Below are 15,813 nucleotides of genomic sequence, written 5' to 3' on the forward strand. Positions count from 1 at the left end.
CTTAAAAAAATTAACTTTCCTTGAGAAAAGCCTGATAACTTTCCCCCATTTCCTTAACGGCCACTTCGTAAAATTGTTTACCCTGTTCTGGGGTGGCAAGAGCCGGATTTGACCCCATACGACCATCGGGATAATGTTGTCGAAAAGCATTGGCACCATAAATGCTATGGCCAGAGGCAACGGGACTACTGAGGGGGACATTTTTAATAGCTTCTGGATAGACAAATTGAGTCAGGGCAACTTCACTGGGAGTGGCATGGGAACCTTCTTCATTACCGTAGAGTTGCTTGGCTAATTGATAAACGGAACGGGCCATAAACCAATTTCCGACTTGACAGCGTACCTGGGCCGCGTTATCAAGACGCAATAATTCTAGATGGTAATACACTTCCGAAAAAGCCGCTTTCAGGGTCGCAATATTGCCGCCATGACCATTGAGAAAATAAAAATGAGTAAAGCCAGCCCTAGCTAAACTGGTGACAGAATCTAATACTACTTGAATGAGGGTACTGGGCCGCAAACTCATACTGCCTGGAAAGGCTAAATGGTGTAGGGCCATGCCCACTGCAATGGTCGGGCCAATCATGGCTCCCGTTTCTTCTCCCACTCCCTTGGCGATCGCCTCTGCACAGATCGCATCCGTTCCAATTAATCCCGTCGGGCCATGTTGCTCGGTGGAACCAATGGGGAGAATAATACCCGTAGAAGACTTAAGATATTCTTCCACTTCTGGCCAAGTGCAAAGCTGAAGTAACATTGGTGTTAAAAAACTCCCCTAAAATTTCTAACGGCTCCCACCTGAAGTGCTGAGAGGCTCTTTTCTATGGTATATCTTGGCATGGAAGCTCACCTCATCCCACTTTTTATGCTATCCCTTGACGCACCAACCTTCTCAAAAAAACCAGAGTTAGTCCAAACTCATCGCATTCTGATTGTTGAAGATGAAGAAGTTATTCGGCAAATGATTGTCATTGCCCTAGAGGAAGAAGGTTATGAAGTGATTACTGCCAGTGATGGCCGTTCTGCCCTATCTCTCCTACAGGAACTTGGGGAAGCAACGGGAAAACCCTCAGTTGATTTAGTCTTGTTGGATTTGATGTTACCCCAGGTGAATGGCTTAGATATTTGTCGTTTATTACGCTATCACGGTAATACTATTCCGATTCTCATTTTGAGTGCTAAAGCCAGCGAAACAGACCGGGTTCTGGGTTTAGAAGTGGGAGCCGATGATTATCTCACCAAACCCTTCAGTATGCGAGAGCTAATTGCTCGCTGTCGTGCTTTGATTCGTCGTCAGAATTTTAGTGTGGTTTCTCCCTCACCCTGTCGCAAATTTCGAGATTTATCTCTCTATCCCCAGGAATGCCGTGTTATCTTGCGTGGCGAAGAAATTGCTCTAGCGCCTAAAGAATATCGCCTTTTAGAATTATTTATGAGTTATCCTCGGCGCGTCTGGTCACGGGAACAATTGATTGAGCAGGTTTGGGGTATGGATTTTATGGGAGATACGAAAACTGTTGATGTTCATATCCGTTGGCTCAGGGAAAAGCTAGAAGTTGATCCCAGCCAGCCAGAGTATATTATTACGGTACGGGGTTTTGGTTATCGTTTTGGTTAAATAGGATGTTCACTTCCCTTGCCCCTTCATGGCTCGATTATGGACTTTTTCACCTTACTCCTAGGGGTTATGGTTGGGTTTGGCTTAGGAACGTGGGAACGATATCGCCTCAAAAGCCGCCTTCGACCCCTGCTCACCTCTCTCCCTGATACGGCTGAGGTGGCCCAATCCCTTTCTCTCACCTCTTTAGTGCGTCGGGAGATCACCTATCTTTCGGAAAAATGTCAGGCTTATCAGGAGGAACTGGAACTTTGGCAATATTTGATGGATCAGTCTCCCCTCGGTTATCTCCGCATTGATGCTGATAATTATTTGCGCTGGTGTAATCCGCAAGCTCAACAGCTTTTGAAAATTGATCGCTGGCAGCCAGACCAATTACGGCTAGTCCTAGAATTAGTGCGCTCCTATGAGTTAGACCAGCTTATTGAAAAAACCCGTCAAAGCCAACAAAATCGGGTGGAGGAATGGTTTTTTTATCCGGCTCCAGAATCGGTAGAAAATGGCCAACAAAGTTTTGCGCTCTCTTCTCGTTTGTTAAGGGGTTATAGTTACGCGTTGCCCCAAAAACAGGTAGTGGTGATGCTAGAGAATTTGCAACCTTTGGCTGAATTAACCCGTAGCCGCGATCGCGCCTTTTCTGATTTAACCCATGAACTCCGTACTCCACTCACGGCTATTTCTCTGGTGGCGGAAACTCTGGAAAAACGGTTACAAAATCCAGAACGCCAATGGGTAGAGCAAATGCTGGGCGAAACGAAGCGATTACAGTATTTGGTAGAAAATTGGCTAAACTTGACGGCTATTCAGGAAAATCCGCAACAGTTTTTGCAATATCAACCGTTGGAATTGCGAGAGTTAATTTTTGACCGTTGGCAGAGTCTTCAACCCTTTGTACAGCATAAGCCGGTACGATGGCAATATCAAGGGCCGGATGAAGTGAGGCTAGAAGCTGATCCTGATCGCCTTATGCAGGTTTTTTTGAATCTTTTGGATAACAGCCTGAAACATAGTCCTCCCGACGGTTTAATTGAGGTTAAAGTCCAGTATCTAGAGACAAAAGCTGTTTGGGAGATTCAAATCATTGATCAAGGTGAGGGGTTTTCAGCGGCCGATTTACCCTATATTTTTGAGCGGCTGTATCGTGGAGAAGTTTCCCGTACTCGTCAAGGTTTAGTGCGAGAGCGACAGGGCAGTGGTTTGGGATTGGCGATCGCCAAGGAAATTGTCGAAGCCCATGGAGGAACTCTCACTGCTCACAACTCCCCTGTAACGGGAGGAGCCTGTCTGACGATCCATTTACCTCAAAAGAAAACTTAATTTTTTGTAAAAAATTGTTCGATCCCCTTCTGCTTATTTTTAAAAATGATACAATGTTTCTAAACTTCTATCCCTTCAGAATCTGTTCTTCATGATTAAACAATTTTTTTGGGTTAAAACTCTTGGTGTTGGCTCAGTCATCCTTTATTTGACGGGAATGCAACCTAGTCAAGCCCAGGACACCGGTTTCGTTTGTGCTGTCACTAACGATAATGTTCCGACAACCTTTGCCCAGACAGGTGACGGCCCTGTGGACGTTTTTAAATGGCAATCCACCTATTTTCGTCCTCCCTATACCCCCATGCAACGCTGTCAGGAAGTTACTGAACGTATGAATAGTTTTGCGGCTCAGGGAATGTTGGACTACATCACCACTGGCCGTGTTAATAATCAGCCAGTTCTCTGCGCGGGTTCAGCCTGCGATCGCAGTGGTAGTAACGTTTTGTTAACCTTAAGACGAGATCAAAATCCGAACCAAGTTTTACAGGAAATTAATGCTAATCGGGCAGGTGCGGCCGGCCCCTCTCGACAATTAAGTGGTGGCAGCAGTTCATCTAGTTCCAGCTTTATCAAACAAAATAGTGATGGAACCATCAGTCTCAACGTTAAAAAATATTTAGGGGCTGCTTCTAAAAGTCCCTTTAAATCAACTCCCAACAATTCTTCCACATCACCTATTTTTAACAACAATTCCCCCTCTACTCCCTCACCTTCAGGGAGTTCCTCTGGCCGCAAATGGTAAACTATCTCATTTTTAGATTGCATGGCAACTTTGCCGAAAATCTTCTCAAAAAAGACTTAAGCTTTTTGTCGCTGTGCGTTCTGAATGATGCACAACTGCGGCTGATTGTGCCTAACTTCTTCTCCTTTTTTTCAGGCAGTTTATGAATGGTCGTTTACTAATCCTCGTCACTAGTTTGATCAGTTTTGGGTTAGGATTCTTCCTTCAGGGCTTGCCCAGGGGAAATTGTAGCCCCAACATAGTCGAATCGAGCTATGCCCCTAAAAGTGAGGTTTTATCGCCATCCTATGCCCCAAGCTCTTCTAAAACACCAGACGTTTTAGAGCAATATGCCCGCTCAATTACGGTCAAAGTTTTATCAGGAGAAAATTGGGGTTCGGGAATTTTAATTCGTCAGAAAGACAATATTTATAATGTCTTGACTAATCAACATGTTCTGATCTTTGGAGAGGGGAAGAGTTATCGTATTGTTACATCGGACGGTAAAACCTATCCTGCTAAATTAGTGACTATCAAGGGCCTATCTCATCAAGATTTGGGACTGTTGCAGTTTAAGAGCCAAAAAAAATATACTATTGCAATCCTTTCTTCTAAGGTAAAACCGATTCAAAGCGAAAAAGTATTGGCAGCAGGTTTTCCTTTTGATAGTCGTTTTAAGGGTTCCCAAGGTTTTTTAGTTAATTGGGGTCAAATCGAAATTCTGAATACTCGTTCTTTCGGTGGGGGATATCAGATTGGTTACAGTAATTTAGTTAAAAAAGGAATGAGCGGGGGGCCATTAATCAACCTTCAAGGTCAGGTTATCGGTATTAATGGTGTACATAAATATCCTCTTTGGGGCAATCCTTACGTTTTTAACGATGGCGATACTGCTTCCCCATCTGAAAAACAGAAAATGAGTCAATTTAGTTGGGCTATACCTATCCAAACTTTTTTAGAAATAGCTCCCCAGTATCTCGAAAAAAACACGCAAAGAAGAACAGAAAAAGTTACGCAAAAAAAGATAGTTCCCCTATCTAATCCACCTTTACCAGATAGAAGTTGGTAACTCACTTGCTTGGCCTACTAATTGTAAGCGATCGCCTCTTGAGATTGCTGGTATTTTTTAGTTAAAAACGTACCTCTATTCTAATTTTATGTGCTCTCTGTTTTGAAATGATCAAAATAAATTCTATTCTTACAATAGGTCTCAGTTTATGGCTATACACTAGCTTTGTTTCAAGGGCTATTTCTGATTCGCCCCGCCAGATTGCTAAACAAATTTATCCACTCACCGTCAAAATCACAGGAAATAAAGATTTTTATACGGGGGTGTTAGTAAATAAGCAAGGAGAGATCTATTCGGCCTTAAGTTGTGGCAATTTTTATTCGTCTAATCCATCTGATTATCAGGTAATTTTAGATAATAATCAAGTTTATAATGTTCAATCTCTTCGCAATGTTAACTCGAATAATCCTCTTATCTTATTGACTTTTACAAGTCAGAAAGTCTATCCCACTGCAAAATTAGGAAATTCTCAATCCTTGTCGATCGGCGATCGCCTTTATCTGGCCGGTTTTGTCAAGGGAGATGAACAAGCAGGAAATCAAAATAATAGCATTAGTGGCTTTCAATTCACTGAGGGGATTATTTCCAGTATGCCAAATCCGCCTCGACAGAATGTTTACAATTTTACTCACACTAACATTAGTTATGCCGGTCTAGAAGGCAGTCCTTTATTTGATAGTGAAGGGAAATTAGTCGGACTAAATTGTGGGAATCAACCCTTGCTTGACCAAAGAAATAATCCATTTAAGTTGTCCTTTGGTATTGGCATCAACGCTTTTCAAAATAACACTTCTACTCCTACTATAAACAGCAAATTTTCTGCTTTTGGTTCTCCACCACCTTATCCCAAAAATCGTTTTCTACCATCACCTCAAACTGCTGAATTAGTGACAGATGATAATCATAGTCAAGAACGTAGTCAAAAACTTCTAGATTTAACCAATCTAGCCCGAAAAAAAGCTGGTTTGTCATCGCTTCGTCTATCAATTAATCTTAGTCAAGCTGCCCAAAATCATGCTTTAGATATGGCTAGTCAAAATCTGATTAGTCATCAAGGTTCTGATCATTCCAATCCTAGCGATCGGGCTAAAAACTTTGGCTACCTGTCCGATTATGTTGGTGAAAATATCACAGGTGGCAGAATAACAGCCCAGGAAACTATTGATGGTTGGTTAAAAAATCCTCTCTATCGAGCCAATCTTTTAAATACAAAATATACTGAAGTCGGTTTTGGTTATGTTTATCAACCGAACAGCAAATATCAACATTATTGGGTGGCTCTTTTTGGAACTAAAATAAGTAATAATTCTGGTACGGCTCCTATTAATTCAAGTTCTTTAAATGGCATTAATTGCCAAGGGCAACAGTGGTTAACCCAAGCTACTTGTACAGGGGATGATCTAAATTCTGAAGAAGCAAAACTCTACCATCTGATTAATCAATACCGTATCCAAAGACAATTATCTCCTATTGCTCAATCAGTCTCACTAAATCAAGTGGCCAACCGTCATGTTCGAGATTTACAAGAAAACTTAGCTCTATATAATCAAAATGGCAAAGATTGGCGATTTGGCTGGAGTAATTGTCCCTACAATAGCGAGCAATCTGTAACGTTTTCCTGTTTGTGGTCAGCCCCCCAACGACTGAAAACGACTTATTCAGCGATCGCCTATGAAATTATTTGTGGTGGCGATGGTGAAATTACAGCAGAAGAGGCTTTGCGTTGTTGGCAAAATAATTCTCTCAATAATGATCTAATTATTAATCAAGGATTATGGCAAACTTATCAGTGGAGAGCAATGGGAATCGGTATATATAATGGTTATGCTGTGCTATGGTTAGGAGAGAAAATTGATGGTGGAAAAACTGCACCTAAACCTAGTCCGCAACATTTTCCTTTGCCTGGACGGGGAAAAATTTGGTAATTAAACCTATTTTTGTTATTTTGAAAAGGTTTTAAAATGCAAAAAAAAGAGATCTCATTCGCGTATTTTCATAAATCTTTCCTGAAGATTTTAAAACTAATTTTGGTAATAGATCTTTTTTGGAGTCAATCCTCTTTAGCCTATACTCCAGAAGCAATATCTAGTCAAATTTCATCTCGGCTGACTAAACTTAATCATCTAATAAAAACAAAAGTTAATAGTCAAATCAGTACTCAGTTTGATAGCCGCAAAAATATGGCTTATCGACAAGCTGGTCAGTTCCAACTGATCTATCAACCGACGACTTCTTATCCAGAACTGGAAAAAGCTCTCCGCAAATATAATCTCTTTGAAATAATTATTCATCAACTAAACACTTCGGGCTTGATTCTACCAGTTAACTTGCCAGTCATTTTACGAGAATGTGATCAAGTTAATGCTTTTTATGATCCTGTGGAAAAAAATATTACTATGTGCTACGAGTTTATTTTAGGAGCGAACAAAGATTTTGAAAAAATTGCTAAAGATGAGAGAGAAGAAACCGGTGAAAGCGCTGTTTATGCAACTATATTTGCTTTTTACCACGAATTAGGTCATGCGTTGATTGATATTTTGAAACTACCGACTGTGGGAGAAGAAGAAGGAGTCGTTGACGAGTTTGCTGCAATTATTTTGCTCAATACAAATAATAAGGCTTCTAATCATTCCGGCAACGAATCCGAAGATTTTCAAACACAAATTGTTCTTAATGGTGCAATCTGGTTTGGTATTCAACCTCAAGGGCCTTTTTGGGATGAACATCCTGCTGGGGATAAGCGTTTTTTTAATTTACTCTGTCTGATTTATGGCAGTAATCCTGACAAATATCGGCCTATTATTGCGACGGTTTTTAAACATATCTTAGCAAATGAGAATGCTGAACCAGAACAACTTCAGCGTCGAGGTAGTATGTGTGAACAAGAATATCCAAAGAAATTAGAAAGTTGGACGAAATTATTGATACCCCATTTTGCTCGTTCTTCAGGAGGATGGGGGCGATCGCGGGTAAAATCTCCATCCCCCTATGTGCCCCCATCAAACAATGGCCGTAATCCTGGACGTGTCTGGTAAAATAAAACTCGTCAAATCTGATGATTTTATAGGATTTTATTTGCCGAATTGACGGTCAAGATCATCGGCAGCCGAGGAACCGTGATTAGAATTGATCCGCAAAGATTCACCATCTTTCGACAATTCATAACTTAAAGGAATTCGTGATGACTGTAGATAAAATTTTCCTCGTTCGGCTAATGCTTGGGGGGGATTTTCTGCCATTAATTGTTTAAAGCGTTCAATCCGTTTGGGGACAGCAGGATGATCCGTGTCAAATTCAGCCCCTTCTGTTCTGGCTAAGACTTCCATGGCTCGAATGCAACCTTGGGCATCAAAGCCGGCTTTGGCCATGTATTGATAGCCCACTTCATCTGCTTCAAATTCCTGTTTACGCACATTGGCCGCACTTTCCTGCTTAAATTTTTGCTCTTTTTCGACAAAAATTTCCTGGGCCCGGACTTGGGCCTCCTGAACACGTTGAGCTTTAGCCTTTTCTATTTGAGCAGCTGTTGTATAGGCCGTTGAAGAATTGTTAGATAAACCAGCACTTACAGCCCCCAAAATGCCAAGAATCACGTCGCCTCCTGTCGGTTGTTGGGCACGTTCTATTTCTGCAACAGCCTCTTCCTGGGCTTCTTGCTGAAGTTTTTTCTGTAAGGCGACTTGCTCTGCTTTACCAAGGGCAATATGACGTTTGGAGTGGTGTCCCATTTCGTGAGCAACGACACAGGCGATCGCCGATGAATCGGATCCCAGTTGATCAAGAATACCGTTATAAACCGCGATCAAATTACCATCGGTTGCAAAAGCGTTAACTTCGTATTCAGGAGAAATGGTAATGCGCCAAGGATGTTCATCTAACTGATTTGCTCTTGCTAGACGATCAATAATGCGATAGAGAACATACCAATCTTCAGACAAATCTTTTTTGGCCATTGCATAGGGATCAATGGGTTGAGGGGCTGGCGCAACTGCCGGGGGAACAGACGTTGGATTTTTCTTACGGCGAGGAGCAGCTTGGACAGCAAGAGACATGTGCAGAAATAGAATACTGACCAAGAAGGCTAGAGAATGTCGAAATGAAGTATTGAACATACTTGAACAAGGTTACTAAAACTGATTCTTGCCTCAATTATCAATATCTCTGTCCCAAAAATCAAGCATATTTAGATCAAAAATCAAGCATATCTTAGATGGGGAAGTTTACTTATCTGTTTCTTGATTAGTAGCCTTAGTAACTGTAGGGATCGGCTGGGGTGGGAATGGCCTTAATCGATTGAGCTTTTAGCACAACTTGCCGTTTATTGGTAACTCCCTGAGCGGAATTACTACTCTTATTGGGTAGAGTTTCTGTAATCATTTCGCCTTGGATTTCAAGCCAACCATCCTGGGGATACTGTTGACGACTGCCGGTTAATTTCACGGGCAAACCGACCGGATAGGCATCCACCGCACAACAGGTCAAAATAAAGCGACTGAGCAGTAAATAGTTATCGGGTAAATTAGGGGAATAGACGACAAAACCTCGAATTTTAGCCTTTTGGCCCGCGTAGGCATCGGGTTCAGGGTAAGCATTGATCGTCCGAATCCAATCAATCAGCGATCGCTCTTCGGGTTTAATATTGGCAGCAAAACTTTCAGCTTGAATTTGGGTAGCCGGTAAAGTATTACTAATCCCTCTCTGGAGAGCAACCTGACTATTAAAAGCAGTGGGGGGAATCAAAAATGCCAAGATCGCCGTGATTAACAGTAAAGCACTGCCTAGACCGACGGGCAGCAGGGTAATATGAGCAACGGTATCCTTGACAGACGATGAGCGATTTTTGCGAAATAACCGTTTTAGCCATTGTCCTCCCCGAATCACACTTAAGCCAACTAGCACTACGCCAGTCATGGTCACTAAGCCAAAATAATTGGGATGAACCAGTAATCTTAATTCGCCACTGAAGGAATATCGCAACATCAAAAGTCCCCAGGCCAAAATAGCCAAAATATCCACCGTTGGCAGCAGAAATTGGGTAGTGAAGGACTTAAGGGGCAGCAAAGATTTCATAACGATGGCCGAAAAAAAGACAAGATAGGCTGATTGCTAAAACAGATAACTATGGATTAAGGCCAAAATAAAGGTTAATTGGGCCGCTAAAACCAAAAGATAGACAATAATTTTAGCCCGAAAGATCGAGAGCATTAGCCCGATACTCTTAATATCAATCATGGGGCCAAAGATTAAAAAGGCCAATAGAGAGCTACTGGTAAAGGTTGAGGCAAAGGAAAGGGCAAAAAAGGAATCAACAGTAGAACAGACAGAGACAATCCCTGCTAACAGCATCATGGCTAGAATCGAGCTAATGGTTCCCTGACCTAATGTCAAAATCAATTCTCTGGGAACAAAGGTTTGAATGGCGGCGGCGATCGCACTTCCCAGGATTAGCATTCCTCCCAATTCCCGTAATTCCTGGCTAACGTTTTCCACAAACAATTGCCATCGCTGAGGAGCCAAGGGAGAAAGAGCCGGATTCAGCTTGCTAGATAAGTTTTCATCTAAGCGTAAGGGTTGGCCTGGGGTTCCCAGTAAATAAGTTCCTGATTGCAACAAAGGTGAAACTAGCTCTGTCGGGGTTTGAAGACTTAAATTACTTCGTTGTAAACGTTGAGCTAAGAGAGGTTGTAATAAAGGAGACGCATCCTTCTGGACACTGAACACGCAGCTAATGGCGATCGCAATACTCAAGGAAAAAATAATGCGAAACCAAACAATTTCCGGCTGATCTCGAAATGCCACCCAGGTTGACCAAATGACAATGGGATTCACCGTTGGGGCCGCTAACAAAAAACCGATCGCCACCGAAGTAGGCAAACCCTTCATCAAAAAGCGTCGAGCCACGGGTACATTGCCACACTCACAAACAGGAAACAAAAACCCCATAAAACTTCCCGCCAAGGCCCCTAAAATCGGCTGACGCGGTAAATAGCGAATTAATTTCTGCTCATCACTAAATAACAGCAAAGCACTAGAAAGTAAAACCCCCAAAGTTAAAAAGGGGATAGCTTCTACTAATAAACTCAGAAAAATGGTAAAAGCTTGCTGAAATTGACTCATGGAGAAGGGGCCAGATATTACTTTTGGGGAGGAGTCGCCGAATCATTCTGGCCCGGCAGAGGCGGTTTTTTACCGGTTTTGACCTGATATTTAATAGCATCTAGCAATTGTTTTAATTGCTTTTCTTCTGGATAAAGTTTAACCAGTTTTTCCATCGGCGCGATCGCTCCAGGTAAATCCCCCATTTTTAATCGCACTTCTGCTAAACCTTGTAACGCCGTTGGGTTTTCGGGTTCTCGTGCTAAAACTTTTTCGTAACCCTGGGCCACCTGCTGGAGATTATTTTTCGCTGATTGGGGAGAAGTTGTAGGACTAGAAGGAGGAGCCTGATTGAACATACTAAACATCGGAATTGTCATCGTCCCTAAGAAAGCCAGGCTGGAGATGATGATTAAAAACTTTTGTAAATTGTTTTTGGAAGAATTCTCTGACATTATTCTCGCAATCTTTATTAAAATGAGTTGAAATTTTATGGAATCATTTAAAATCAGGTTTAGAATCTAGAACAGCTCATCTCTAGTGTAGATTGATAGCTCTAGGCAAACTACTTATTGATTACTTAACGTTCTTATAATGCATGCCCCTGAGCTAGGATGAGAGATTAAAATTGCTTGCTCTCCTCACAGGAGAAATATAGTGTGGTTAAACAGAGGTTAAACCATAAAACTAAACATATTGATTAAAGTGAAAATAGCTATAGACTCCTCCACCAAAACTCAGCAGACAAATTAACGTTAAAATACCGAGGGTTTGGAGACTGTTAAAACCCGCAGAGCGAAATTCGATACGTCCCAAAATGGCTGCGGCCAATAAAACTAAAAATTCAATAAAGAGATTAAACCAGCGTAAAACCAAAACGAACAAAAAAGACCAGATTAGAATCGAAACAATAGATCGAACTTCCGACTGCATCCAACTACCGACAAAAAAAGTCATCAAGGTGACAGGGGCGGTTAAAGCTAAAGAAGTCAGAATGATGGCCATTAACGCTAGGGCATGAATAACGGCAATAAAGATTTCCTGCTCTAATCCGATATGCCAATGCTGGAATTGTTCCAAGAGAATTTGACTCCAACCCAGGCTTTTGGCCGCAATATCCCAGCCAAAAACAGCATAAGTAATGATCAATAAGCCAGTGGAAAGTAGGGGAATTAAATTCAACCAGGCCATGAATAATCCTTGACAACGCAGAAGAAAACCAAAAGGGAATGGAAGAAAAGGAAAATACCGCGATTAATTACTGATAGTTAGCCAACCGCGATCGCTTTTCCTCCCCCCATCCTAGCCTAGTCCTAAAATTAAGACATTGCTTGAATAATATAATCAAAGTAGGGAGCGGCTTCTTGGGCCTCTTCAATACTCAGTAAACCGAGAGCAGCGTCTTTTAGGCAACGAATCGCTTCCACCATGCCCGGAACTGGAACATTGAGGGAGTTATACATTTCCTTAACACCGACTAAACCGATTTTTTCAATGGGTTCTTGATTGCCAGAGAGAATCCCGTAGGTTATGAGACGGAGATACCATCCATAATCTCGAAGACACTGATTGTACTGGCGTTGACCATAAGCATTACCGCCAGGGGCCCGAAAGTCGGGTCGCTTTCTAAATAATTGCTTTTGGGCTTGGTCAACAATTTTCTTTTCATTTTCAGCCAAGGTCTCAGCGATACGAATGCGCTGTTGGCCGGTTTTTAAAAACTCTTGGATACCCTGTAGTTCGCCACTACTGGGATATCTGAGTTCGTCGTCTGCTTTCAGAATAACTTGACTAACTACGCTCATGATATCAACGGAAATCTAATATCTTCATAGTAGTTTAGCTTGAGTTGTGATCTCTCAGGACAAGTCTCACAGAAAAGCTAGAAGAAACTTAATGAGGAAAGAGTCGCTCTCAATCTCGATAACACGCCCTTTTTCATCGATTTTCTCTAGCATTCTTGCTTAACGGACAAATTAAATGCCCCCATGCCCTAAAGATTAAAGGCTTCTTTTAAGGCGATCGCCTTGTCAGTTTTCTCCCAGGGTAAGTCCAAATCATTGCGGCCAAAGTGACCATAGGCAGCTACATCCTGGAAGAAACGGCCTCCCCGTTCCGAGGGTAAACCCCGCAGATTAAAGGCTTGGATAATACCGGCGGGACGAAGCTCAAATAATTGATTAACAACGGTTAATAATGCTTCTTCATCCACCTTGCCAGTACCGAAGGTTTCCAGCATGACACTAACTGGACGAGCTACCCCAATCGCGTAACTAACCTGAACTTCACATTTATCCGCTAAACCAGCAGCGACAATATTTTTGGCCACATAACGGGCGGCATAGGCAGCAGAACGATCAACCTTCGTGGGATCTTTCCCTGAAAATGCACCACCGCCATGACGAGAATAGCCACCGTAGGTATCGACAATGATTTTACGTCCCGTTAAACCAGCATCACCTTGGGGGCCACCAATGACAAACTTACCTGTAGGATTCACGAGAAAACGGGTGCTATCGTTAGGCTTCAGGGCAATATCGGCAAAAACTGATTGAATCACAGTTTCCCAAAGATCTGCCTTGATTTTAGCCTGTACACTTTCGTTGTCGGTCATGCTGCCAATGGTGGCATCATGTTGAGTCGAAACCAGAATAGTATCAATGGCAACGGGTACGCCATCTTCATAGACAATGGAGACCTGGGTTTTCCCGTCTGGACGAAGATAATCTAATTCTCCCGATTTACGGACGTTGGCTAGACCTAACGCCACCCGATGGGCCAAACTAATGGGTAAAGGCATTAATTCAGGGGTTTCATTACAGGCAAAACCAAACATTAAACCCTGATCACCGGCACCAATACTATCCAGTTCGTCTTCGCTCAGTTGATGACGTTGTTCCTGGGCCGCCGTTACCCCTTGGGAAATATCAGGGGATTGTTCATCCAGGGCCACTAACACCGCACAGCTATTGGCAGAGAAACCATTATCCGCATCGGTATAGCCAATTTCTGCAATTTTTTTGCGGGCAAGATCCACAAAATTAATATGGGCTTTGGTGGTAACTTCTCCCGTAATTAAAACGAGTCCGGTATTAACGACCGTTTCGGCTGCCACCCGACTGGCCGGATCATGGGCAAGCAGAGTATCTAGAATGGTGTCGGAAATCTGGTCACATACTTTATCAGGATGACCTTCAGTGACGGATTCCGAGGTAAATAAATAACGTTTAGACAATTGACCGTAAGCCTCGCAAAGAAATGGAACATTCTCTTAACTTGACACTCCACTCACTCCAGAGGGTGGATTCTTGGGCTGAACACGGCTTTACTAAAAAAAATGAGTTTTAGTTTTACTGGTTCATGTCTAGTCCGACTATACGCTTTCACGTCAGCCTCTTAATGGACTACTCCCACAAGCGTAAATTTCCCTGTGTCCCAGGGTATATAGCCTAATCTAAGGCCAAGCTATTCAAGACGGAAGAGGTTTAAAACCCGATTTTTCCATAAATTAACCAATCATGATAGCGGTAATTTTCTTAAATTGTGATTAATGACGGTTGAAAGTTCTAGAGGTAATGGAAGGGAATGGGGTGTTGGGACTAGAATAGGTACATTAGACTTTGTTCAGTTTATTTTGAGATCAATTTGGCGGTGATTATGTCTTTTCCCTTAGTCCAAGCTGCTTATATTCATCTTCCCTTTTGTCGTCGTCGCTGTTTTTACTGCGATTTTCCGGTGGTGGTGGTGGGGAATCACGCCAACTTAAGGGATCTAGCTGGGGTTCAACACTATGTTGAAGCTCTTTGCCAGGAAATTCAAATCACACCGTCTCAAGGTCAATCGTTAAAAACTCTCTTTTTTGGCGGGGGAACTCCTTCTCTTTTGCCGATCGCTGCTTTGGAAACCATTCTCCACCAACTCGATCAAAAATTTGGGATTGATTCCAATGCAGAAATTTCCCTAGAAATTGATCCGGGGACTTTTACTCGTGAACAGTTGTCTGACTATCACCGTTTGGGGGTCAACCGTCTCAGTTTAGGGGTACAAGCTTTTCAAGATGAACTTTTGCAATCCTGTGGACGTTCCCATTGCCTGGCGGATATTTATTTGGCTGTTAACTGGCTACAGGTTAGGGGTTGGCAAAATTGGAGTTTAGATCTGATCTCTGGTCTGCCTCACCAAACCCTAGCTCAATGGCAATATTCCCTCGAAACCGCGATCGCCCTTGCCCCCCATCATATTTCCTGTTATGACCTGGTGTTAGAACCAGTTACGGCCTTTGGCAAACGCTTTCAGCCAGGCGAAACCCCGTTACCAACTGATGAAAATGCCGCTCAAATGTATCGTCAAGCTTCTATTTTGCTGCAAAAAGCGGGTTACGAACACTACGAGATTTCTAACTATGCTCAAAAAGATCATCAATGTCGTCATAACCGAGTCTATTGGGAAAATCAAAGTTACTACGGTTTTGGCATGGGAGCAGCCAGTTACACCAACGGCATTCGCTTTACTCGACCTCGTACCCGTCAATCCTATTACCATTGGCTGCAAAAATATCAACAGCAGGGCGGTCAGCTTTTTGACTCTCCCTTAGATTTAACAGAGCAATTATTAGAAACCCTGATGTTAGGTTTGCGCTTGGCAGAGGGAATTCCCCTAGAACGTCTAAGGAAATTTGGCCAAGATCCACTAGAAAAAGTGTTGAAAACCCTCGCGCCCTATCGTGCTAATGGTTGGGTTCGACAACCGACAGAATGCTCACCTTTGGTTGCGTTAACCGATCCAGAAGGTCTGTTATTTTCTAATACGGTTTTAACGGCTTTGTTTAAGGCTTTTTCTGAGGAAGAGTGAGCTTTTTACGAGGCCAGCGAGTCCCCATCTCAGTCATGGCAGAGAAAACCAAATAGAGAACTAAAATCATCATCCCTATCAGAAAAGGCAATAAATCGTCTTTCATTTTTGCTCGACTCTGCGTTGTTTCAACAGGCTTAG

Annotated in this window: 15 protein-coding genes; 7 read left to right on the forward strand and 8 right to left on the reverse strand. The window is 42.5% G+C overall.

What is annotated here, in order from left to right:
- Positions 1-10: 10 nt before the first annotated feature.
- On the reverse strand, positions 11-757 hold the full coding sequence (locus tag KA717_07400; protein UXE62575.1) for a creatininase family protein: 747 nt from the start codon (positions 755-757) through the stop codon (positions 11-13).
- Between the two features lie 108 nt (positions 758-865).
- On the opposite strand from KA717_07400, the gene KA717_07405 reads away from it, so the two are divergent.
- The 6 genes from KA717_07405 to KA717_07430 all read left to right on the forward strand — a co-directional run bounded on the left by KA717_07405 (position 866) and on the right by KA717_07430 (position 7,760).
- Complete coding sequence (locus KA717_07405; GenBank protein ID UXE64581.1) at positions 866-1,618, forward strand: response regulator transcription factor; 753 nt, start codon at positions 866-868, stop codon at positions 1,616-1,618.
- 69 nt (positions 1,619-1,687) lie between these two features.
- Positions 1,688-2,935: a PAS domain-containing sensor histidine kinase gene (locus tag KA717_07410; protein ID UXE62576.1), complete on the forward strand. Its 1,248-nt coding sequence runs from the start codon at positions 1,688-1,690 to the stop codon at positions 2,933-2,935.
- 91 nt (positions 2,936-3,026) lie between these two features.
- Positions 3,027-3,677 (forward strand): COP23 domain-containing protein, encoded by a 651-nt coding sequence (locus tag KA717_07415; GenBank protein ID UXE62577.1) that lies wholly within the window; start codon positions 3,027-3,029, stop codon positions 3,675-3,677.
- A 142-nt stretch (positions 3,678-3,819) separates the two neighbouring features.
- Positions 3,820-4,725, forward strand: coding sequence for a serine protease (locus KA717_07420; GenBank protein ID UXE62578.1), 906 nt, complete (start codon positions 3,820-3,822; stop codon positions 4,723-4,725).
- 263 nt (positions 4,726-4,988) lie between these two features.
- A complete protein-coding gene (locus KA717_07425) occupies positions 4,989-6,650 on the forward strand; it encodes a CAP domain-containing protein (GenBank protein UXE62579.1) in 1,662 nt (553 codons plus the stop codon).
- Between the two features lie 36 nt (positions 6,651-6,686).
- On the forward strand, positions 6,687-7,760 hold the full coding sequence (locus KA717_07430; protein UXE62580.1) for a DUF4344 domain-containing metallopeptidase: 1,074 nt from the start codon (positions 6,687-6,689) through the stop codon (positions 7,758-7,760).
- A gap of 36 nt (positions 7,761-7,796) precedes the next feature.
- Here KA717_07430 and KA717_07435 read toward each other — a convergent pair whose 3' ends face one another.
- The 7 genes from KA717_07435 to metK all read right to left on the reverse strand — a co-directional run bounded on the left by KA717_07435 (position 7,797) and on the right by metK (position 14,056).
- Positions 7,797-8,777, reverse strand: coding sequence for a M48 family metallopeptidase (locus tag KA717_07435; protein ID UXE62581.1), 981 nt, complete (start codon positions 8,775-8,777; stop codon positions 7,797-7,799).
- A 196-nt stretch (positions 8,778-8,973) separates the two neighbouring features.
- A complete protein-coding gene (locus KA717_07440) occupies positions 8,974-9,795 on the reverse strand; it encodes a TIGR03943 family protein (protein UXE62582.1) in 822 nt (273 codons plus the stop codon).
- A 36-nt stretch (positions 9,796-9,831) separates the two neighbouring features.
- Positions 9,832-10,842: a permease gene (locus KA717_07445; GenBank protein UXE62583.1), complete on the reverse strand. Its 1,011-nt coding sequence runs from the start codon at positions 10,840-10,842 to the stop codon at positions 9,832-9,834.
- A 17-nt stretch (positions 10,843-10,859) separates the two neighbouring features.
- Positions 10,860-11,189, reverse strand: a complete 330-nt coding sequence (locus KA717_07450; protein ID UXE62584.1) for a tetratricopeptide repeat protein — start codon at positions 11,187-11,189, stop codon at positions 10,860-10,862.
- Positions 11,190-11,508: 319 nt separating this feature from the next.
- A complete protein-coding gene (locus KA717_07455) occupies positions 11,509-12,012 on the reverse strand; it encodes a hypothetical protein (protein ID UXE62585.1) in 504 nt (167 codons plus the stop codon).
- A 128-nt stretch (positions 12,013-12,140) separates the two neighbouring features.
- Complete coding sequence (locus tag KA717_07460) at positions 12,141-12,626, reverse strand: allophycocyanin (GenBank protein UXE62586.1); 486 nt, start codon at positions 12,624-12,626, stop codon at positions 12,141-12,143.
- A gap of 188 nt (positions 12,627-12,814) precedes the next feature.
- The gene (gene metK, locus KA717_07465; protein UXE62587.1) at positions 12,815-14,056 is read right to left on the reverse strand and encodes a methionine adenosyltransferase; all 1,242 of its coding nucleotides are present in this window, start codon (positions 14,054-14,056) and stop codon (positions 12,815-12,817) included.
- Between the two features lie 422 nt (positions 14,057-14,478).
- Between metK and hemW the strand changes: the two genes are divergently transcribed.
- On the forward strand, positions 14,479-15,672 hold the full coding sequence (gene hemW / locus KA717_07470) for a radical SAM family heme chaperone HemW (protein ID UXE62588.1): 1,194 nt from the start codon (positions 14,479-14,481) through the stop codon (positions 15,670-15,672).
- The last annotated feature ends 141 nt before the right edge of the window (positions 15,673-15,813 follow it).

The organism is Woronichinia naegeliana WA131 (genome assembly GCA_025370055.1).
Lineage (GTDB): Bacteria > Cyanobacteriota > Cyanobacteriia > Cyanobacteriales > Microcystaceae > Woronichinia > Woronichinia naegeliana.